Below are 19614 nucleotides of genomic sequence, written 5' to 3' on the forward strand. Positions count from 1 at the left end.
GTACTCCGGGGATAACAGGCTGATACCGCCCAAGAGTTCACATCGACGGCGGTGTTTGGCACCTCGATGTCGGCTCATCACATCCTGGGGCTGTAGCCGGTCCCAAGGGTATGGCTGTTCGCCATTTAAAGTGGTACGTGAGCTGGGTTCAAAACGTCGTGAGACAGTTTGGTCCCTATCTGCAGTGGGCGTTGGAAGTTTGACGGGGGCTGCTCCTAGTACGAGAGGACCGGAGTGGACGAACCTCTGGTGTACCGGTTGTCACGCCAGTGGCATAGCCGGGTAGCTAAGTTCGGAAGAGATAACCGCTGAAAGCATCTAAGCGGGAAACTTGCCTGAAGATGAGACTTCCCTGGAGGCTTGACCTCCCTGAAGAGTCGTTCGAGACCAGGACGTTGATAGGTCGGGTGTGGAAGCGCTGTGAGGCGTGAAGCTAACCGATACTAATTGCTCGTGAGGCTTGATCCTATCATTTGAGTGGCTTAGCGAGGCTAAGTGACGAGAGTGGATGTGCGACGTACATCAAATACCGAATATATGCGGGCTGGTTGAATACCAGCCCAGGCTTCTTCAAGTTTGTGCCAGTTTATGTCTGGTGGCCTTAGCGAGGTGGTCCCACGCCTTCCCATCCCGAACAGGACCGTGAAACGCCTTAGCGCCGATGATAGTGTGGCATTCGCCATGTGAAAGTAGGACACCGCCAGACGCCCCATACGCAGAACCCCAGCTCAGACGAGCTGGGGTTTTTGCATTGCGCGCGCGAAATGCGCCCCCCAGCCCCGACCGGTTACCGGCGGGGCTGCGGCGTTTCCAGATGGTCTTTGCGTGCCCCGCATCCGCTCGAGCCGCGCGTCGTTGACGTCCGTCGGCATCCCTCACACAATCAGCCATCCGTATCCAAGGACGCAGCAGATGGCCCCTCGCACAAGCAAACCAGCGCAGCGAATAGACGCAGGCGGCCGCAGCCTGTTCATTCACAGCCTGCCGCGGCATTCCCTGCACGACCTCTACCATTACTGCATGACCATCAGCTGGCTGCATTTTTATCTGTTTATCGCCGCCTCCTTCATCACATTGAACCTGCTGTTCGCCGGACTGTATCAATTGCAGCCCGGCGGCATCGCCAATCAGTTTCCGCAAGGCTTTCTCGGCGCCTTCTTTTTCAGCGTCGAGACCCTCGCCACCGTCGGCTACGGCGACATGCATCCGCAGACGCTGTATACCCACTGGATTTCGATGCTGGAGATCTTCATCGGAATGATGAGCATCGCGCTGATTACCGGCATGACTTTCGCCCGCTTTTCACGGCCCAGAGCGCGCATCGTGTTTACCAACAGCCCGGTTGTGCGGCCCTTGAACGGTGAGCTAGTGCTGATGCTGCGGGCGGCCAATGCCCGCAACAATGTGATCATCGATGCCAGCGCCCGGCTGCGGCTGCTGCAGCATGAGACCACGGCGGAAGGAACGTCGTTTCGCAAGCTGTATGACCTGGATCTGGTGCGCGATCAGCATCCGATGTTCGTGCTGGGGTGGACGCTGGTGCACAAGATAGACGAGAGCAGCCCCTTGCACCGGCGCGATGCGGCGTCGTTGGCGGCGGCCCGCGCGCAATTGATTCTGTCGGTCAATGGCATCGACGAAACCACCATTCAGCCGATGGTGGCCCGGCACACTTTCTCGCATCAGGATATCCGCTGGAATCATGCTTTCGCCGATCTCATCTACACCGACGAGGACGAAAACGACCATGTCGACTATCAGCGCCTGCAGGAGGTGGAGCCGTTGCCGCCCCGCGAGGATCAGGCGGGGCGGCAAGCTCCTGAGCTGGGCGCGGACTAGTTGGGATTCGCCGGAAAGGTGATGATGAAGGTTGCTCCCCGTCCCGGCTCGCTCTCCAGGTGGATGCGTCCTTTCAGGATGGCCTGGACGATGTTGTGGACCAGCGCCAGCCCCAGCCCCATGCCGCCTTGGCCCATCCGGGTGGTGAAGAAGGGGTCGAATACCTTGCTGTGCAGTTCCCGGGCGATGCCTCTGCCGTCGTCAGCGTAAATCAGGGTGAGTTGGTCGTGGTCGCGGCCGATGTCGATGCGGATGGCGCCGCGGCCTTTTTCGTCGAAGCCATGGGCCAGGGTGTTGGCTACCAAGTGGGAAACCAGCTGCTCCAGCGCGCTGGGATAGTTTTCAATGACCAGCTCGGCGGGAATCCGCAGGTCTATCCGGATGTCGGGATGGTGTTCGGCCGGCAACAGCGTCTTCAGCAGGTCGGAGATGACTTTGGCGGGATGAAAACTGCGTTTGGGCTGGTCCAGCTGGTCGACCGCGATCTGCTTGAAGCGGCCGATCAGGTCTCCGGCCTGTTCGCTATTGCGTTGCAGCAGTTCGCAGGTTTCGCCGGTTTTTTGCAGAAATTCCTGCAGTCCCTTGCGCGATAGGCGCTTTTCCGCGTCGGCGGCGACGATGGAGTCGATGTCCGCGCGGATCTGGGACGAGCACAGCAGCACAGTGCCTATCGGCGTGTTCAGCTCGTGGGCCATGCCGGCCACCATCCGCGCCAGCGCGGCCTGCTTTTCTGCGATGCTGATCTGATGCATCGCCGCTTGAAGCTCGGCGCCGCGCGCCGCGACTCTTTCTTCCAGATGGTTGTTCAGCAGGTGCAGTTCCGCTTCGGCCTCTTTGCGCGCGGTGATGTCGGAATAGGTGCCTATCATCCGCAAGGGGCGGCCATGGATGTCCAGGCTGACCACCATGCCGCGCCCCAATAGCCAGATCCATTCATCGCCTCTGCGGAAGCGGTGCTCCGAGACGAAGGAGCCTTCCGGCCGTTGAAGATAGCTCGCCAGCTCGGCCTGGACGGCGGGAAGCTCGTCGGGGTGCATGCGGGTCCGCCATAGCTGGAAGCCGGCGGTTTCGGCGGCGGTAAGGCCTAGCAGCTGCTGGCAGCGGCTGGAGAGGAAGACGCCGCCGCTGGACAGGTCCCAGTCCCATACGCCGTCGCCGGCGCCTTCCAGCGCGAAGTGCCAGCGCTCCTCGCTCTCGCGCAATGCCTGCAGTGCCTTGCGCTCGCCGGCCCGCAGCCGCTCGAATTCCTGGCGGACCCGCTCGGCCTCGTCGGCGCGCAGCGCCGCGTCTTCCTCCGCGCGCGCCTTGTCGTTGTAGATTTGTTTGAGATCGCGCTCCACCATCGCGCGGAACTGCGCCAGCAACTGGCGGTAGGTGGCGTTGTAGGGGTTTTCCTCGCTGTCGAGTACGCAGATGGTGCCGAACACGTCCTGGTTGGGCCAGACCAGAGGCAGGCCCATATAGGAGATCATGCCCAGCTTGATGTCGGGATTGTGGTCCCAGTCGCGGTCGGACAGGGCGTTGGGGACGATGAGCTCGGCGCGGCGGGCCATCACGGTTTCGCAGTAGAGGCCGGTGCCCAGGTCGGCAAGCTCATCCTCTTCGTAGGGATTGCCGTCGCTGTGGCTGGACAGGAAGACCTTGATCCGCGGCGGCTGCACCCGCATGATCAGCGCCGCCGGGATGCGCAGCAGCCTGGCCAGCAGGTCCAGCACTTCTTGCCATTTCTCGGCGTAATCGTGGCCGACGGCGAGATTGGCGGTTTTCACGTCGACGGCGGCGCGCATCGGGCTCTCCACGTTGACTCTGGTTCACCGCTTAATCATAGCCGAGGGCGGCAAAAAGCCCCGCGGTGGCGGGGCTGTGGGAGGCGTTTACAACATCAGGTTCAGCATCCGGTCTATCCGCACCCGGCTTAGACGGGTGAGCAGCTTCTTGATCTGCTCGGGATAGGCCCGCACGTCTTCCAGCTGGCGGTAATGCGAGAGCGGCGAGGCATGGCGCAGGATGCTTTGCTGTTCGACATCGCTCTGCCCGCGCAGCGCGCCTTGCGGATCGCGCAGCAGCAGCGCGTTTTCCAGATCCAGGCGGAAGGCCCGCGGGTTCAGGTTGTTGCCGGTCAGCAGAATGTAGCGGTCGTCGCTCCAGATGCCTTTCAGGTGGTAGGTGTTGTCGCCGTCCTTCCACAGGTGGATGCGCAGCTGTTCCCGGCTCAGGTATTGGCGCTGGCGCTTGGCGAAGCGGCGCAGGTTCATCTCGTACAGATAGGGCAGCGCGCCGATCACGCGGAACGGCTGTTCCGGCGGGATGTAGAAGTCGTTGGCGGTCTTGTCGCCGACCACAATGTCGATTTCCACGCCGCGGCGCAGCGCGCGGTTGATTTCCAGCACCACCGCGCGCGGAAAATTGAAATAAGGCGTGCAGATGAACAACCGGCGCTGGGCGCTGGCGATCACGTCCAGGATCGCGCGGTTGAGCCGATTGCCTTTGCCGATGCCGACCACGGGGCTGATGGCCAGCTCGTCCGGCGCGGCGATGCGGGCCATGGCGGGGCGGTACTGGCTATGGGCCAGCTTGTCGCGGAACTGGCGGATTTCCTTGCGGATGCTGCGGGTGGACGGCGTGGGCTTGTCCAGGCGGAATACGGCGGGATCGTTGAAGAACTGTTCGTTCATGAAGCCGGCCATGGCGTCGGCCAGCTCGGGGCTGCGGACCAAGTGGTAGCGGTCGAAGCGGTATTTGTCCAGCTTGTGCAGGTAGACGTTGTTCAGGCTGGCGCCGCTGTAGAACACGGTGTCGTCGATGACGAAGCCTTTGAGATGCAGCACGCCGAACAGCTCGCGCGTTTGCACCGGCACGCCGTAGATCGGAATGTCCAGATCGCGGCGCAGCGCCTCTTCCCGATACCAACTGGCGTTGCAGCGGGACTGATCCTCGCCGATGCGGCCGCGCTGCGCGCGGTGCCAGTCCACCATCACTCTGACATCCAGCTGCGGGCAGCGCTGCTTGGCCTGGTACAGCGCGTCCAAGACCTCCTGGCCGGCTTCTTCGTTTTCCAGGTAGAGCGCGCACAGGTAAACGCGCCGCGTCGCCGCCGCGATGGCCTCCAGCAGACGGAGGCGGAAATCGGCCGTCTGCAGCAGCGTGGTGAAGTCCTCGGGCCGCAGAGATAGCCAGGGCAGGCGGGACAGCGTGGGTCGGTTCAGCAGGATTGCCATGAATGCGCAGTGGAATGACGTTCAATCGGCGAATCGTAGCATCGTTTGGGCGGTTTGGGGGAGTGCCCGCCTGGCCATGGTGATATGGGTCAAGCGGCGTCGAGGCGGGAATGGAGCGGGCGCGCGTGGCAAGGCGGCGTGAAATGTGCAAAAATTCGGTAACTAACGAATTGCAGGTTTTTTCCATGCTGGACCGGGACGGATACCGCCCAAACGTCGGAATCATCCTCACCAACGCCAAGAACGAGGTGTTCTGGGGCAAGCGCGTGCGCGAGCATTCCTGGCAGTTCCCGCAGGGCGGCATCAAGCCGGGCGAGAGCCCGGAAGCCGCGATGTACCGCGAACTGCTGGAGGAGGTGGGCTTGCTGCCTCAGCACGTGAAGATACTGGGACGCACGCGCGACTGGCTGCGTTACGAGGTGCCGACGAATTGGGTACGCCGCGAATGGCGCGGCAGTTACAAGGGCCAGAAGCAGATCTGGTTCCTGCTCAGGCTGGTGGGGCGGGACAGCGACGTTTGCCTGCGCGCGACCAACCATCCGGAGTTCGATGGCTGGCGCTGGAACGACTACTGGGCGCCGGTGGACGCGGTGATCGAGTTCAAGCATGACGTTTACGAGCGCGCGCTGTCCGAACTGGCGCGTTTCCTGCGCGGCGTGGAGAGCTATCACGCCTACCTGGCGCGCACCTCCACCCAGAGCGAGCAGTGAGCGGCGAGCGACGCTTTTCGCAGTACAGCGACGGCGGGCAATGCCCGCTGTCTTCATTTGTGCCGCCCATCGCGGGCGGCGTCGACGTGACGCGCCGACAGGGCAAGACCAGAACATGACTCAACAATACGACGAATCCTCGGTACGGGTGCTGAAGGGGCTGGAGCCGGTGAAAGAGCGGCCCGGCATGTATACCCGCACCACCGACCCCACCCATATCTGCCAGGAAGTGATAGACAACGCCGCTGACGAGGCGCTGGGCGGCTTCGCGCGCAAGATCGCCGTCACCGTGCACCAGGACGGCTCGCTGAGCGTCGAGGACGACGGCCGCGGCATCCCGGTGGGCCTGCATCCGCAGGAGGGCGTGCCGGTGGTGGAGCTGGTCTTCACCCGGCTGCACGCCGGCGGCAAGTTCAACAAGAAGGACGGCGGCGCCTACGCCTTCTCTGGCGGCCTGCACGGCGTCGGCGTGTCGGTGACCAATGCGCTGTCCACCCGGCTGGAAGTCGAGGTCAAGCGCGATGGCGGCGTGCATCGCCTGGTGTTTTCCGGCGGCGACGTGATCGAACCGCTGGCGCGCGTGGGCGACTGCGGCGCGCGCACCAGCGGCACCCGGGTGCGGGTGTGGCCGGACGGCAAGTATTTCGAAAGCCCGCGCTACTCGATGCAGGAGCTGGAGCGGCTGCTGCGCGCGAAGGCCGTGCTGCTGCCAGGGGTGGCGGTGACGCTGACGGTGGAAAAGCCTAGCGGCGATGAGGTCAAGGTCTGGCAGTATCCGGAAGGCCTGAAAAGCTATCTGGCCGAATTGTGCAACGGCGACGAGCCGGTGGCGCCGCTGTTTGCCGGCGAAGCCTATATCGGCGACGACCACGAGCAGTTCGCCAAGGGCGAGGGCGCGCAATGGGCGATGGCCTGGTTCGAGGACGGCGCCAGCGGCGAGAGCTACGTCAACCTGATTCCGACCCCGGTGGGCGGCACCCATGAGGCCGGGCTGCGCGCAGGCGTGTTCGACGCGGTGAAGAGCTTCGTCGACCACCACAACCTGCTGCCGCGCGGCGTCAAGCTGATGGCCGAGGATGTTTGGAGCCGCGTGCGCTTCGTGCTGTCGGCCCGCGTGCTGGACCCGCAGTTCCAGGGCCAGACCAAGGACAAGCTGACCAGCCGCGACGCGCTGAAGCTGATTTCCGGCCTGGCGCGCGATCCGGTCGAGCTGTGGCTGAACCAGCATGTGGAAGCCGGCAAGAAGATCGCGGAACTGGCCATTCGCCAGGCGCAGAGCCGTCTCAAGTCGGTCAAGAAGGTGGAGAAGAAGAAGGGCTCCGGCGTGGCGGTGCTGCCCGGCAAGCTCACCGACTGCGAGAGCGAGGACATCGAGCGCAACGAGCTGTTCCTGGTGGAGGGCGACTCCGCCGGCGGCTCGGCCAAGCTGGCGCGCGACAAGGAATACCAGGCCATCCTGCCGCTGCGCGGCAAGGTGCTGAACAGCTGGGAGACCGACCGCGACCAATTGTTCTCCAACGCCGAAATCCATGACATTTCGGTGGCTGTCGGCGTAGACCCGCACGGCCCGAACGATGCGCCGGACCTATCCGGCCAACGCTACGGCAAGATCGCCATCCTGTCCGACGCCGACGTCGACGGCTCTCACATCCAGGTGCTGCTGCTGACGCTGTTCTTCCGCCATTTCCCGCGCCTGGTGGAAAACGGCAACATCTACATCGCCCAGCCGCCGCTGTTCCGCGTCGACGTGCCGGGGCAGGGCAAGACCCGCCCGCCGCGCAAGCTGTACGCGCTGGACGAGGGCGAGATGACCGCCATCCTCGACCGGCTGCGCAGCGAGGGCGTGCGCGAGAACGCGTGGAGCATTTCCCGCTTCAAGGGCCTGGGCGAGATGAACCCGGAGCAGCTGAAGGACACCACCATGAATCCGGACACCCGCCGCCTGGTCAAGGTGCAGGTGCGCCCCGGCATGCTGCAGGAAACGCTGGACATGTTCGTGATGCTGATGGGCAAGGGCGAGGCGTCCAGCCGCCGCGGCTGGATGGAGGCCAAGGGCAACGAAGTCGAAGCCGACATCTGATCCGGCACGGTCCGTATGTCCCGCAACCCCGCCGGCCTGGAAAGGCCCGCGGGGTTTTTCATGGCTAGTCGTAGCGCGCCAACAGCGCCGCCATCCTGGCGCGGCCCTCGGCAGACTCGCAGGCCGCTTTCAGCCGCGCCAGCGCGGCCTCATCCTTCGACAGCGGATGGGCGCGCGACACATACACCGCCATCGGCTCGCGGCTGATCGCCAGCTCCGCCCAGCGGTCGGCGGGCGCGGAAATCTCGCGCAGCACGCGGCCGCAACCGGGACGCACGCACATCATCGCGTCCAGCCTGCCCATGCGCAGCATGCCCAGGCCCTGGCGCATGTCGCTGACCAGCACCGGCAAGGCGCCGCTTTGGGCGATGAAGGCATCCAGCGTATGGGTGCCGCGCAAGATGCCGACGGGGCGGAGTTTCAGGTCGGCGGCCCGCAATTCGCGCGCGCCGAGGCGGTAGACCACGGATAGGCGGATGTCGGCGGGGTGGCATAGCTCGAGCCCGAAGGCGTCGCGCTCGGGCGAGGCGGTGATCAGCGCCAACGCGTCGCGGCCGGCTTTCATGTCCTCCACCAGCCGCGGCAGCGGCCGGGTGTCCTGCTTCAGCCGCAGGCCGCCTTGTTCGGCCAGCCAGCGCAGAAACCGCGGCGTCAGCCCGTCGCCGCTGGCGGCGTCGCCCCAGGGCTCTATCGCCTGGCTGTATGCCGGTATCGGCTCGGCATGGAGAAAGAGTGGGCATAGGAGCAATGCTAACCTGCTCCACAGGATGGGCTTCATGCGGCCTCCCGCGGTTGCGACAGATGCAGTATAGGCGGGCTTGGATGCGGGTTACGCCGCTTGGCCTGGTGGCGGCTCGGCCTCTATCGAGCTGGCATTGAAGGCGAGGAGATTGAGTCTGCCTTAGCCGTGATTTTTTAGGCGTACGGCTTGATTTCTTAGAGGTGAGTTTTGAGGTTTTCATCTCTGGTCTTGTTGATATTGGGTATGGACTTTTTTGAATTTATCTAGTCGCGATTTTGAGTTGATAATCAAATGGTGGGGATTTTTTTAGATCATATATGGGGATATTTTCAAGTGCGAGAATGGGTATATTTTTACCGGGGATGCCATATTTTTATAGTGGTTATTGAGGATTTTTGGTAAAATTTACACGTTGTTCTGATTATGGAAAGGCATTTCATGTTCTCCTCTTCTCCCCCTGTTTCGGCTGCGCTCAATAGCCATCGGCAATCATCTTTATTGCATGATCTGATGTATGGTCATATTTATGCTTCAGCGTTGAGAGCTGTAGTGTTGCATAATATTTCAGATATTTTGATTGGCGGTCCAATCGGAGCGGGCGAGTTGGCGGCTCAGGCGGGAGTCATCACGGAGCCGCTGGAGAGAGTGCTGAGATTATTGGCCATGAAAGGCTTATTTCATAAAGATGATGATGGGAAATGGAACCTGTCCTCCGCCGGTAGTTGCTTATGCGCTGATGCAGTCAATTCTCAGCGCGAGGCGGTATTATTGTTTACCGATGAAATATTTCGCCATTCTGCGGCAGGCCTGCCAGATACCTTGATGTCGGGAAGGGCGGGGTTTGAAGCGTTTCATGGCATGGAGTTCTTTCCATATTTGCGAAGCAATTCCGCAAAGAGCCAGGTTTTCGATAAGGCCATGGTTTCCATTACCTCCGGCGTCAATGAAAAAATCGCGCGCAGTTATCTCTTTCCGGAACGGGCGATGGTAGTGGATATCGCGGGGGGAAGGGGGGGATTGCTAAGAGAGGTGCTTGCATTGCATCCGGGTTTGAGCGGTGTTCTTCTGGATAGGCCTGAAACCATCGCAAACCATTTATTGGATGGAGAGGGGTTCAAAGGACGCTGCCGCGTAGTGGCGGGCGACATTTTCTCGGACTTGACCGTGCCGGGAGATGTCTATCTGCTCAAGAATGTTCTGCACGACTTTTCCGATGAGGATGCCGTGAAGATCTTGCGCAATGTGCGCAGCGCGATGCGTCCCGGCACCAAGCTGCTGGTCATCGAAGCGGTCTTGCCCGACGACGGTTCCGCCCATCCGGCCGTAGCTTTGGATATCGTGATGTTAATGACGGTGCGGGGGCGCGAACGAACGGAGTCCGAATTCGATGCCCTGCTCGGTTCCTCGGGCTTCCGGATGAACAGCGTTTTACCGACTTTGGCTCTGTCTTCGATCATCGAGGCCGAAGCGGTCTGACGCATCGCCGAGCGGGGGGCATGCAAACGGCCGCTTGGCGCGGGATGGCGCCGGGCGGCTGTTTTCTTTGCCGCAGCGTGCTGCGGGCGCGTCGACTGGGAATTTACCACACGGTCAGCGTCTGGCCGTTGGCGATGCCTTCCACGCTGCGCAGGTAGGCCAGCGCGGCGCGCGCGGCCGGCACCGGCTCGAAGCCCGGGAAGTAGGGCGCGTAGCCGTCCCACGACTCCTGCAGCGCGTTGGGGCTGACCACATTGATGCGGCGGTCGCGGCCCAGCTCCAGCGCGGCGGCGGCGGCGAAGCCTTCCAGCGCGCGGTTGACCGCGGTGGCGTTGGCGCCCTGGCGGATGGGCTGGGCGCTGATGATGCCGCTGGTCAGCGTGATCGAGCCGCCATCGTTCAGATAGTGCTGGCCGGTCAGCGCCAGGTCGATCTGTCCCAGCAGCTTGTCGTTCAGGCCGATGCGGAAATCGGCGGCGCTCATCTCGGCCAGCGGGGCGAAGTGCACGCTGCCGGCGGCGCTGACGATGGCGTCCAGACGGCCGGTTTGCTCGAACATCCGCTGCACGCTGGCGCTGTCGGTGAGGTCGACGCGCAGCTCGCCGCTGTTGCGGCCGGCGGTGACGATCTGGTGGTGGGACAAGGCTTGGTGCACGGCGCGGCCCAGCGTGCCGGCGGCGCCTACGAGCAGGATTTTCATCGGGATTCTCCATTGCGGGTTGCGATGTCGGCAGTGTGCGCGCATTCTCAGGATTGATTAATCCGCTATGATGAACAGGATTGGTAACCTGGAGTTTTTAATCGGTGGATCGCCTGCTCAGCATGGAATTATTCGTCGCGGTGGTGGAGAAGGGCAGCTTCACCGCGGCGGCCGACGCGCACCGGTTGTCCCAGCCCATGGTCGGCAAGCATATCGCCGCGCTGGAGCAACGGCTGGGCGGCAAGCTGCTGGTGCGCACCACCCGCCGCCAGCAGCTGACCGAGCTGGGGCAGCACTATTACCAGCGCTGCCGCGCCATTCTGGCCGAACTGGCCGCCGCCGAAGACGCGGCGGCGCTGCTGCGGGCGCAGCCGCGGGGCGTGTTGAGGATCAACGCCTCCGTCACCTTCGGCACGCTGAGGCTGGCGCCGCTGCTGGCCGAATTCATGGCGCGCTATCCGGAGATCGGCGTGGAGCTGGAGCTCAGCGATCAGCTGGTGGACCTGGTGGCCGATGGCTACGACGCGGTGTTCCGCATCGGCCGCCTGGCCGATTCCGGCATGGTGGCGCGGCGACTGCGGCCGTATCGGATGATGATCGCCGCTTCACCCGCCTATTTGGCCGCGCGCGGCGCGCCGGCGACGCCGGCCGATCTGGCGGATCATGATTGCCTGGGCTTCAGCCGCTGGCGGCGCGACGATGGCTGGGACGCGCTGGCGCAGCCGCGCGGGGTGAGGATGCGCGCCAGCCGCTTCCAGTGCAACCAGGGCCAGGCGCTGCGCCAACTGGCGCTCTCCGGCGCCGGCCTGGTGTTGCAGGCCGAGGCGCTATTGGCCGACGACGTGGCGGCGGGGCGGCTGGTGTCCTTGCTGGACGGCTATCTGCCCGATCCCAAGCCCATGCACCTGATCTATCCGGCCGACCGCCAGCCGCTGCCCAAGCTGCGGGTTTTCGTCGATTTCATCATCGAGCGGCTGGGCGAGCTGTGAGGGCTGGTGACCGCCCCTGTCAGAATTTCTCGTTTGTATAGTCTTTCGGCGGCGAGTAGTGTCAAGGCATGCATAGCGATCTGATTCTTCCCTGCCGGCGCGAGCTGTTCGCCGGCTTCTTCTCCATCGGCGTCAGCGGTTTCGGCGGCGTGCTGCCGCAGGCGCACAGCATGCTGGTGCTGAAGCGGCGCTGGCTGTCCGAGGCCGACTTCGCCGAGCAGCTGGGCCTGTGCCAGGTGCTGCCCGGTCCCAATATCGTCAATATGGCGGTATCGATAGGCGCGCGCTTCCACGGGCCGTCCGGCGCGCTGGCGGCGGTGTGCGGCCTCTTGCTGGCACCGATGGTCATCGTGCTGCTGCTGGCTTCCGCCTATGGCCGCTACCGCCAGCTGCCGCTGGTGGAGCACGTGATGCACGGCCTGGCCGCGGCGGCGGCCGGCCTGCTGCTGGCGATGGCGCTGCGTCTGCTGTCCCGGCTGGAGCGGCGGCTGTGGAGCGCATTGGTGGTGGCCGCCACCTTCGCCGCCATCGCGGTGTTCCGCCTGCCCCTGCTGTGGGTGCTGCTGGCCTCGGCGCCGTTGGCGCTGGCGTTGGCCTGGCTGAGCCGGGGAAGGGCGGCGACATGATCCTGCTGGTGCTGCTGTGGCATTTCAGCCTGATGTCGCTGCTGGCGGTAGGCGGCGCCAATGTGCTGCTGCCGGAGCTGCAGCGGCTGGTGGTGGCCGAGGGCTGGATGAGCGCCGGCCAGTTCGCCGAGCTGTTCGCCATCGCCCAGGCCGCGCCGGGCCCCAATGTGCTGGTGGTCAGCCTGGTGGGCTGGCATGTGGCCGGCGTCGCCGGCGCGCTGGTCAGCATGCTGGGCATGTGCTTGCCGTCGTCGCTGTTGAGCTTCTACGTTTCCCGCTGGTGGACGGCCAACCAGGGCGGCGAGCTGGCCGGGCTGTTGTCGCGCGCGCTGCTGCCGCTGACGGTGGGGCTGGTGGGCGCCAGCGCCTGCCTGTTGCTGCAGGCGGCCAACCGCGACTTGGGCGGCTGGATCTTGAGCGCCGCGGTGGCGCTGCTGGCGTGGAAGCGGAGTTGGAACCCGGTGTGGCTGCTGTTGCTGGGCGGCGCGGCGGGGGGCTTGGGCTGGCTGTAAACCGTTGCCATAATGGCCTTAGCGTTTCCGTAAAGGCGAGACATGGCGAAATTGCTGCGGATAGGGATGCTGTGCCTGTGCTGCCTGTGCTGCCTGTGCGCGCGGGCGGAAGGGGTGTCCATCACTTACGCGCTGGTGTCCGGCGACAACGATCCGCATTGGCCGTACATCCAGGCCTTGCTGCAGCTGGCCTGCAGCGAGATGGGGCAGCGCTGCGCGCTGCTGGCCGCGCGCGACATGAACCAGGGCCGGGCGATGGAGCAGATGCAGCGTCCGGACAGCCGCGTGGATCTGTTCTGGGGCATGACCAGCCGCGAGCGCGAGCGCAAGCTGCTGACGGTGCGCATTCCGCTGGACAAGGGCCTGATAGGCTGGCGGGTGCCGCTGATCAACGCCGATCGGCCGCAGCTGTTCAAGAGCGTCAAGACCTTGCCGCAGCTGGCGGCCTTCCGCGCCGGACAGGGGCAGGACTGGCCGGATACCCAGATCCTGCAGCATGCCGGCTTGCCGGTGCTGACCAGCCCGGACTATCCCAATTTGTTCTCCATGCTGCGCCAGCATCGCTACGACTACTTCCCGCGCAGCGTGATCGAGGTGCAGCAAGAGCTTGAGTCGCCCAACAGCAAGGGGCTGATGCTCGACCCGTATCTATTGCTGCACTACCCGACCGCCTTTTATTTCTTCGTTTCGCCGCAGCGGCCGGAATTGGCCCGCATGCTGCAGCAAGGGCTGGAGAAGGGGGTGCGCGACGGCAGCTTCGAACAGCTGTTCAAGGCGTTCAACAGCGACCATCTGCGCGAGCTCAAGCTGTCCGGCCGCGCCATCATCGAATTGCCCAATCCGCTGCTGCCGGAAGCCACGCCGCTGGCGCGGCGCGAGCTGTGGTTCCATCCCTGAGCGTTCTCCAGTCCGGCGTCACACCATGTCTTCGGGCCTGACCCAGGCGTCGAACTGTTCGGCGCTCAGATGGCCCAGCGCCAGCGCCGCCTCGCGCAGCGTGGTGCCGTGATGGTGGGCGTACTTGGCGATGGCGGCTGCCTTGTCGTAGCCGATGTGCGGATTCAGCGCGGTGACCAGCATCAGCGAGCGTGCCATCAATTCGGCGATGCGCGCGCGGTTGGCCTCCATGCCGTCCACGCAGTGCCCGCGCAGGCTGTCCATGCCGTCGGCCAGCAGCCGCGCGCTTTGCAGGAAATTGTGCGCGATCAGCGGCTTGAACACGTTCAGTTCGAAATTGCCGGACGCCGCGCCGACGGCCAGCGCCGCGTCGTTGCCCAGCACCTGGCAGCACAGCATGGTCATCGCCTCGCACTGGGTCGGGTTGACCTTGCCCGGCATGATGGAGCTGCCCGGCTCGTTTTCCGGCAGCGCCAGCTCGCCCAGGCCGCTGCGCGGGCCGGAGCCCAGCCAGCGGATGTCGTTGGCGATCTTCATCAGCGCCGCGGCCAGCGTTTTCAGCGCGCCGTGGGCGAACACGAGCGGCTCGTGGCCGGCCAGCGCGGCGAACTTGTTGTCGGCGCTCTGGAACGGCAGGCCGGATTGCTCGGCCAACCGGGCCGCCACCGCGCCGCCGAAGCGCGGATCGGTGTTGAGGCCGGTGCCGACCGCGGTGCCGCCGACGGCCAGCTGGCACAGCATGGGTTGCGCCGCGCGCACCGCCTGCTCGGCCAGCGCCAGCTGCGCCGCCCAGCCGGATATTTCCTGGCCCAGCGTCAGCGGCGTGGCGTCCTGCAGATGGGTGCGGCCGATCTTGACGATGTCGGCGAAAGCCTGGGCCTTGGCCTCCAGCGCGCGCCGCAGCTGGCCCAGCGACGGCAGCAGCCGCTCGGCCAGCTGGGTCGCGGCGGCGACGTGCATCGCGGTGGGGAAGATGTCGTTGGACGACTGGCCGCGGTTGACGTCGTCGTTGGGATGGACCAGCCGTTCCGGCCCGCGCCGGCCGCCCAGCAGCTCCGACGCGCGGTTGGCCAGCACCTCGTTCATATTCATATTGCTCTGGGTGCCGGAGCCGGTCTGCCACACCGACAGCGGGAATTCGCGGTCGTGGCGGCCGGCCAGCACTTCATCGGCGGCGCCGACGATGGCGGCGGCCTTGGCGTCGTCGAGCTTGCCCAGCTCGCGGTTGGCCTCGGCGCAGGCGCGCTTGACCCGGGCCAGCGCCTGGATCAGCTCCGGCGGCATTTTCTCGCTGGAAATGTGGAAATGCGCGAGCGAGCGCTGGGTTTGCGCGCCCCATAGCGCGTCGGCGGGAACATCGATCGGACCGAAGCTGTCGGTTTCGCTGCGTACGGCTTTCGTCATGCCATCATCCTTTCCTGTTCGAACTTGCGCCGGCAAAGCCGGTCCTATTCTATCCTGATGCAGGATGTCAGACCCAGGCGGCGGATGCGTTCTTATCCGCCCTTCGCGGCCACGCCGGCCTCCTTGGCCGGCGCTCACCGGAGTTCACCATGTCCCTGCAAGCGCAAGACAGTCTGCGAGATTTCCAATTGGCGTCCGGCCACAGCGTCCGCTTTCATTCGCTGCCGGCTTTGGCCGAACTCGGCATCGGCGATGTCGGCCGGCTGCCGGTGTCGCTGCGCATCGTGCTGGAGTCGCTGCTGCGCAATCTAGACGGCCAGCGTATAACCGAAGCGCATGTGCGGCAACTGGCCGGCTGGCGGCCCAAGGCGCCGCGCACCGAGGAGATCCCTTTCGTCGTCGCCCGCATCGTGTTGCAGGACTTTACCGGCGTGCCGCTGCTGTGCGATCTGGCGGCGATGCGCGGCGTCGCCGCCCGTTTCGGCAAGCCGCCGTCGGCGGTGGAGCCGCTGGTGCCGGTGGACCTGGTGGTGGACCACTCGGTGCAGGTGGACCATTTCCGCGAGGCGGGCGCGCTGGATCTGAACATGCAGCTGGAGTTCCGGCGCAACGCCGAGCGCTACCGCTTCATCAAGTGGGGCATGCAGGCCTTCGACACTTTCAAGGTGGTGCCGCCGGGCATCGGCATCGTCCACCAGGTGAACCTGGAATACCTGGCGCGCGGCGTGCTGCGCGACGGCGACGTCTATCACCCGGACTCGCTGGTCGGCACCGACTCGCACACCACCATGATCAACGCGCTGGGGGTGGTCGGCTGGGGCGTGGGCGGCATCGAGGCCGAGGCCGGCATGCTGGGCCAGCCGGTGTATTTCCTGACCCCGGACGTGGTGGGCGTGAACCTGAAGGGCCGCCTCGCCGCCGGCGTCACCGCCACCGACCTGGTGCTGGCGGTGACCGAGCTGCTGCGCAATGCGAATGTGGTGGGCAAGTTCGTCGAGTTCTTCGGCGCCGGCGCGGCGTCGCTGACGCTGCCGGACCGCGCGACGCTGGCCAATATGGCGCCGGAGTACGGCGCGACCATGGGCTTCTACCCGCCGGACGAGCGCGCCGCCGACTACCTGGCGGCCACCGGCCGCAGCGCCGAGGAGGTGGACGCCTTCCGCCGCTACTTCCTGGCGCAGCGGCTGTTCGGCATGCCGGAGGAAGGAGACATCGATTACAGCGAAACGCTGACGCTGGACCTGGCGTCCATCGTGCCCAGCGTCGCCGGCCCGCGCCGGCCGCAGGACCGCATCGCTTTGACGGAGCTGAAGCCGCGCTTCGGCGAATTGCTGCAGAAGCCGGCCTCCGCCGGCGGCTACGGCAAGACGCCGGACGGGGCGGCCGCCGAAGGCTTGACGCACGGCTCGGTGCTGATCGCGGCGATCACCTCCTGCACCAACACCTCCAACCCCGGCGTGATGCTGGCCGCGGGCCTGCTGGCGCAAAAAGCCGCCGCGCGCGGGCTGGCGGTGGCGCCGCACATCAAGACCTCGCTGGCGCCGGGCTCGCGCGTGGTCACCGACTACCTGTCCAAGGCCGGCTTGCTGCCGGCGCTGGAGCGGCTGGGTTTCGGCGTGGTCGCCTACGGCTGCACCACCTGTATCGGCAACGCCGGTCCGCTGGCGCCGGAGATCGAGTCGGCAATCGCCGCCGGCGACCTGGTGTGCGCGTCGGTGCTGTCCGGCAACCGCAATTTCGAGGCGCGCATCCATCCGGCGATCAAGGCCAATTTCCTGATGAGCCCGCCGCTGGTGGTCGCCTTCGCCATCGCCGGCCGCGTCGACATCGACCTGGAGCGCGAACCGCTGGGCGAGGGCGCGGACGGCAAGCCGGTGTTCCTGCGCGACGTCTGGCCCAGCCTGGACGAGGTGGGCGCGGCGCTGGCGCAGACCGCCGACCCGGAAACCTACCGCCGGCTGTACCGCGACCTGGCCGACGCCAACCCGCTGTGGGCCGGCATCGCGGCGGCCGCCGGCGAAACCTATGGCTGGGAGCCGTCCAGCTATATCGCCGAGCCGCCGTTCTTCGCCGATTTCGCGATGGCGCCGGCCGCGCCCAAGCCGGTGCACGGCGCGCGGGCGCTGGCCATCTTCGGCGACTCGGTCACCACCGACCACATCAGTCCGGCGGGATCGATCAAGCCCTCGTCGCCGGCCGGGCTCTATTTGCAAGCGCAGGGGATCAAGCCAGCCGATTTCAACAGCTACGGCTCGCGCCGCGGCCACCACGAGGTGATGATGCGCGGCACTTTCGCCAATGTCCGCATCCGCAACCTGATGCTGCCGCCGGACGTGGACGGCAAGCCGGTGGAGGGCGGGCTGACGCTGCGCCAGCCGGGCGGAGAGCGTTTGTCCATCTACGACGCGGCGATGGCCTACCAGGCGGAGGGCACGCCGACCGTGATCTTCGCCGGCGAGGAATACGGCACCGGCTCCAGCCGCGACTGGGCGGCCAAGGGCACCCGGCTGCTGGGCGTGCGCGCGGTGATCGCCAGGAGCTTCGAGCGGATACACCGCTCCAATCTGGTGGGCATGGGCGTGCTGCCCTTGCAGTTCCAGGATAGCGACAGCGCCGCCGGCCTCAGCGGCGGCGAAACCTTCGATCTGGAGGGGCTGGACGGAGAGTTGAAGCCGCGGCAGCAGGCGACGCTGGTGATCCGCGGCCCAGGCGGCCTGGAGCGGCGACTGGCGCTGACGCTGCGCATCGACACGCCGGTGGAGGTCGATTACTACCGCCATGGCGGCATCCTGCCCTATGTGCTGAGGCAGATACTGTCCTGACCGCGCCAGGCCGGGATGGAGAGACGGCCGGGTTTTCCGGCCGTTTTCATTTGTCCGCGCCGGCGGCAGGGTCGGCTGGGATATAATGCCCGCTGATTTCCATAGCCGCGTGATGCCATGACCCAGCTGAAAAACGATACCTTCCTGCGGGCCCTGCTGAAGGAGCCGGTCGAATACACTCCGATCTGGATGATGCGCCAGGCCGGCCGCTACCTGCCGGAATACCGCGCCACCCGCGCCCGCGCCGGCAGCTTCATGGGCCTGTGCACCAGCCCGGACTACGCCACCGAGGTGACGCTGCAGCCGCTGGACCGTTTTCCGCTGGACGCGGCCATCCTGTTCTCCGACATCCTGACCGTGCCGGACGCGATGGGGCTGGGCCTGTATTTCGCCGAAGGCGAGGGGCCGAAGTTCCAGCGTCCGCTGCGCGACGAGGCGGCGATCCGCGCGCTGGAGCCGGCCGACATGGGCAAGCTGCAGTATGTGTTCGACGCGGTGGCCAGCATCCGCAAGGCGCTGGATGGTCGCGTGCCGCTGATCGGCTTCTCCGGCAGTCCGTTCACGCTGGCCTGCTACATGGTGGAGGGGGGGGGCTCCGACGACTTCCGCCACGTCAAGGCGATGCTGTACAGCCGCCCGGAGCTGCTGCACCACATTCTGGAGGCGAACACCCAGTCGGTGATCACCTACCTGAACGCCCAGATCGACGCCGGCGCGCAGGCGGTGCAGATTTTCGACACCTGGGGCGGCGCGCTCAGCCATGCCGCCTATCGCGAATTCTCCCTCGCCTACATGCAGCGCATCGTCGCCGGCCTCAAGCGCGAGGCCGGCGGCCGCAAGGTGCCGGTGATCGTGTTCACCAAGGGCGGCGGCCAGTGGCTGGAAGACATCGCTGCCATCGGCGCCGATTGCGTGGGCCTGGACTGGACCACCGACATCGGCCAGGCGCGCGCGCGCGTCGGCGCCAAGGTGGCGCTGCAAGGCAACTTCGACCCCAACGCGCTGTTCGCAGAGCCGGCGGCCATCGAGCGCGAAGTGGCGCGCATCCTGGCCAGCTACGGCCAGGGCAGCGGCCACGTGTTCAATCTGGGGCACGGCATCTCGCAATTCGCCGATCCGGCCCACGCCGGCGCGTTGGTGGAGGCGGTGCATCGGCTGTCGCGCGGCTATCACGGCGCGGCCTGACGCGCCGAAACGGGGCGGGCGGAAAACGCGCCGCACCATGTCGGTGCGTTGTGACTGCCGCTTTGAGCGAAGCTGATTAAAAGATGCTGTTTTTTTAAGGATTTATTAATTTTTCCCGGAGAGTCGGCATGGCCGAGCGCGGGGGTATTCAGCCGCTTGCCATCGTTCCTGTTGCATAAATTCACTCGTTGACAATATTGGCGCCTGGCTACGGGAAGATGCGGGTTGACAGCGGGCGCGGCTGGTGTTCTTCGAGTTATGCACACTGCCTAGACCCTGGGTCAAACCTTGTCAAGCGCGGCGGTTAAAAAAAATTAATATTCGTAAGTTGTTGAAATAAAAGAGATTTTACGTTTGATTAATTTTTGTGCAATCCAGTGGAAACACTGATTTCACGGCTTTTTGCCCGATATC

Annotated in this window: 15 protein-coding genes, 1 rRNA gene and 2 other annotated features; of the genes, 11 read left to right on the plus strand and 5 right to left on the minus strand. The window is 65.0% G+C overall.

Annotation, left to right across the window (positions count from 1 at the left end; translation table 11 throughout):
• The first annotated feature begins 10 nt into the window (after window positions 1–10).
• Window positions 11–170, plus strand: a sequence feature (23S ribosomal RNA rRNA prediction is too short).
• 19 nt (window positions 171–189) lie between these two features.
• Window positions 190–455 (plus strand) — a sequence feature (23S ribosomal RNA rRNA prediction is too short).
• A gap of 136 nt (window positions 456–591) precedes the next feature.
• Together rrf and ACY3GB_RS19115 are read left to right on the plus strand one after the other, a co-directional pair.
• Window positions 592–706, plus strand: a 5S ribosomal RNA gene (gene rrf / locus ACY3GB_RS19110).
• 119 nt (window positions 707–825) lie between these two features.
• Window positions 826–1839, plus strand: a complete 1014-nt coding sequence (locus ACY3GB_RS19115; protein WP_463090119.1) for an ion channel — start codon at window positions 826–828, stop codon at window positions 1837–1839.
• Here the strand turns inward: ACY3GB_RS19115 and ACY3GB_RS19120 are convergent.
• Both ACY3GB_RS19120 and pssA read right to left on the minus strand, forming a co-directional pair.
• The gene (locus ACY3GB_RS19120) at window positions 1836–3626 is read right to left on the minus strand and encodes an ATP-binding protein (RefSeq protein ID WP_463090120.1); all 1791 of its coding nucleotides are present in this window, start codon (window positions 3624–3626) and stop codon (window positions 1836–1838) included. The genes ACY3GB_RS19115 and ACY3GB_RS19120 overlap by 4 nt on opposite strands.
• An 87-nt stretch (window positions 3627–3713) precedes the next feature.
• Window positions 3714–5057 (minus strand): CDP-diacylglycerol--serine O-phosphatidyltransferase, encoded by a 1344-nt coding sequence (pssA, locus tag ACY3GB_RS19125; protein WP_463090121.1) that lies wholly within the window; start codon window positions 5055–5057, stop codon window positions 3714–3716.
• A gap of 185 nt (window positions 5058–5242) precedes the next feature.
• Between pssA and ACY3GB_RS19130 the strand changes: the two genes are divergently transcribed.
• Window positions 5243–5767, plus strand: a complete 525-nt coding sequence (locus ACY3GB_RS19130) for an RNA pyrophosphohydrolase (RefSeq protein ID WP_463090122.1) — start codon at window positions 5243–5245, stop codon at window positions 5765–5767.
• Window positions 5768–5882: 115 nt separating this feature from the next.
• On the plus strand, window positions 5883–7847 hold the full coding sequence (gene parE / locus ACY3GB_RS19135; RefSeq protein WP_463090123.1) for a DNA topoisomerase IV subunit B: 1965 nt from the start codon (window positions 5883–5885) through the stop codon (window positions 7845–7847).
• Between the two features lie 64 nt (window positions 7848–7911).
• Here parE and ACY3GB_RS19140 read toward each other — a convergent pair whose 3' ends face one another.
• Complete coding sequence (locus ACY3GB_RS19140) at window positions 7912–8625, minus strand: hypothetical protein (protein ID WP_463090124.1); 714 nt, start codon at window positions 8623–8625, stop codon at window positions 7912–7914.
• A 402-nt stretch (window positions 8626–9027) separates the two neighbouring features.
• Here ACY3GB_RS19140 and ACY3GB_RS19145 point away from each other — a divergent pair, with 402 nt between their 5' ends.
• On the plus strand, window positions 9028–10065 hold the full coding sequence (locus ACY3GB_RS19145) for a methyltransferase (RefSeq protein WP_463090125.1): 1038 nt from the start codon (window positions 9028–9030) through the stop codon (window positions 10063–10065).
• A gap of 103 nt (window positions 10066–10168) precedes the next feature.
• Here the strand turns inward: ACY3GB_RS19145 and ACY3GB_RS19150 are convergent, their stop codons facing one another.
• A complete protein-coding gene (locus ACY3GB_RS19150) occupies window positions 10169–10765 on the minus strand; it encodes a short chain dehydrogenase (RefSeq protein ID WP_463090126.1) in 597 nt (198 codons plus the stop codon).
• Window positions 10766–10887: 122 nt separating this feature from the next.
• Between ACY3GB_RS19150 and ACY3GB_RS19155 the strand changes: the two genes are divergently transcribed.
• The 4 genes from ACY3GB_RS19155 to ACY3GB_RS19170 all read left to right on the plus strand — a co-directional run bounded on the left by ACY3GB_RS19155 (window position 10888) and on the right by ACY3GB_RS19170 (window position 13789).
• Window positions 10888–11754: a LysR substrate-binding domain-containing protein gene (locus tag ACY3GB_RS19155; protein ID WP_463090127.1), complete on the plus strand. Its 867-nt coding sequence runs from the start codon at window positions 10888–10890 to the stop codon at window positions 11752–11754.
• A 68-nt stretch (window positions 11755–11822) separates the two neighbouring features.
• The gene (locus tag ACY3GB_RS19160) at window positions 11823–12380 is read left to right on the plus strand and encodes a chromate transporter (RefSeq protein WP_463090128.1); all 558 of its coding nucleotides are present in this window, start codon (window positions 11823–11825) and stop codon (window positions 12378–12380) included.
• Window positions 12377–12892 carry a chromate transporter gene (locus tag ACY3GB_RS19165; RefSeq protein ID WP_463090129.1) on the plus strand — a complete coding sequence of 172 codons (516 nt, stop codon included), beginning with the start codon at window positions 12377–12379 and terminating at the stop codon, window positions 12890–12892. The genes ACY3GB_RS19160 and ACY3GB_RS19165 overlap by 4 nt, the downstream gene beginning before the upstream one ends.
• A 42-nt stretch (window positions 12893–12934) precedes the next feature.
• A complete protein-coding gene (locus ACY3GB_RS19170; RefSeq protein ID WP_463090130.1) occupies window positions 12935–13789 on the plus strand; it encodes a hypothetical protein in 855 nt (284 codons plus the stop codon).
• 18 nt (window positions 13790–13807) lie between these two features.
• Here the strand turns inward: ACY3GB_RS19170 and fumC are convergent, their stop codons facing one another.
• Window positions 13808–15193 (minus strand): class II fumarate hydratase, encoded by a 1386-nt coding sequence (gene fumC / locus ACY3GB_RS19175; RefSeq protein WP_463090131.1) that lies wholly within the window; start codon window positions 15191–15193, stop codon window positions 13808–13810.
• 149 nt (window positions 15194–15342) lie between these two features.
• Here fumC and acnA point away from each other — a divergent pair, with 149 nt between their 5' ends.
• Window positions 15343–18015 carry an aconitate hydratase AcnA gene (acnA, locus tag ACY3GB_RS19180; RefSeq protein WP_463090132.1) on the plus strand — a complete coding sequence of 891 codons (2673 nt, stop codon included), beginning with the start codon at window positions 15343–15345 and terminating at the stop codon, window positions 18013–18015.
• A gap of 117 nt (window positions 18016–18132) precedes the next feature.
• Window positions 18133–19200, plus strand: a complete 1068-nt coding sequence (gene hemE, locus ACY3GB_RS19185) for a uroporphyrinogen decarboxylase (protein WP_463090133.1) — start codon at window positions 18133–18135, stop codon at window positions 19198–19200.
• The last annotated feature ends 414 nt before the right edge of the window (window positions 19201–19614 follow it).

This window comes from Chromobacterium sp. Ag138 (genome assembly GCF_055181315.1).

Coding starts and splice junctions, on each gene's coding strand:
- ACY3GB_RS19140 (WP_463090124.1), bottom strand. CDS start 8,625: ATGAAGCCCATCCTGTGGAGCAGGTTAGCATTGCTCCTATGCCCACTC.
- ACY3GB_RS19130 (WP_463090122.1), top strand. CDS start 5,243: ATGCTGGACCGGGACGGATACCGCCCAAACGTCGGAATCATCCTCACC.
- ACY3GB_RS19145 (WP_463090125.1), top strand. CDS start 9,028: ATGTTCTCCTCTTCTCCCCCTGTTTCGGCTGCGCTCAATAGCCATCGG.
- ACY3GB_RS19165 (WP_463090129.1), top strand. CDS start 12,377: ATGATCCTGCTGGTGCTGCTGTGGCATTTCAGCCTGATGTCGCTGCTG.
- parE (WP_463090123.1), top strand. CDS start 5,883: ATGACTCAACAATACGACGAATCCTCGGTACGGGTGCTGAAGGGGCTG.
- hemE (WP_463090133.1), top strand. CDS start 18,133: ATGACCCAGCTGAAAAACGATACCTTCCTGCGGGCCCTGCTGAAGGAG.
- pssA (WP_463090121.1), bottom strand. CDS start 5,057: ATGGCAATCCTGCTGAACCGACCCACGCTGTCCCGCCTGCCCTGGCTA.
- ACY3GB_RS19160 (WP_463090128.1), top strand. CDS start 11,823: ATGCATAGCGATCTGATTCTTCCCTGCCGGCGCGAGCTGTTCGCCGGC.
- ACY3GB_RS19170 (WP_463090130.1), top strand. CDS start 12,935: ATGGCGAAATTGCTGCGGATAGGGATGCTGTGCCTGTGCTGCCTGTGC.
- fumC (WP_463090131.1), bottom strand. CDS start 15,193: ATGACGAAAGCCGTACGCAGCGAAACCGACAGCTTCGGTCCGATCGAT.
- ACY3GB_RS19150 (WP_463090126.1), bottom strand. CDS start 10,765: ATGAAAATCCTGCTCGTAGGCGCCGCCGGCACGCTGGGCCGCGCCGTG.
- ACY3GB_RS19155 (WP_463090127.1), top strand. CDS start 10,888: ATGGAATTATTCGTCGCGGTGGTGGAGAAGGGCAGCTTCACCGCGGCG.
- ACY3GB_RS19120 (WP_463090120.1), bottom strand. CDS start 3,626: ATGCGCGCCGCCGTCGACGTGAAAACCGCCAATCTCGCCGTCGGCCAC.
- acnA (WP_463090132.1), top strand. CDS start 15,343: ATGTCCCTGCAAGCGCAAGACAGTCTGCGAGATTTCCAATTGGCGTCC.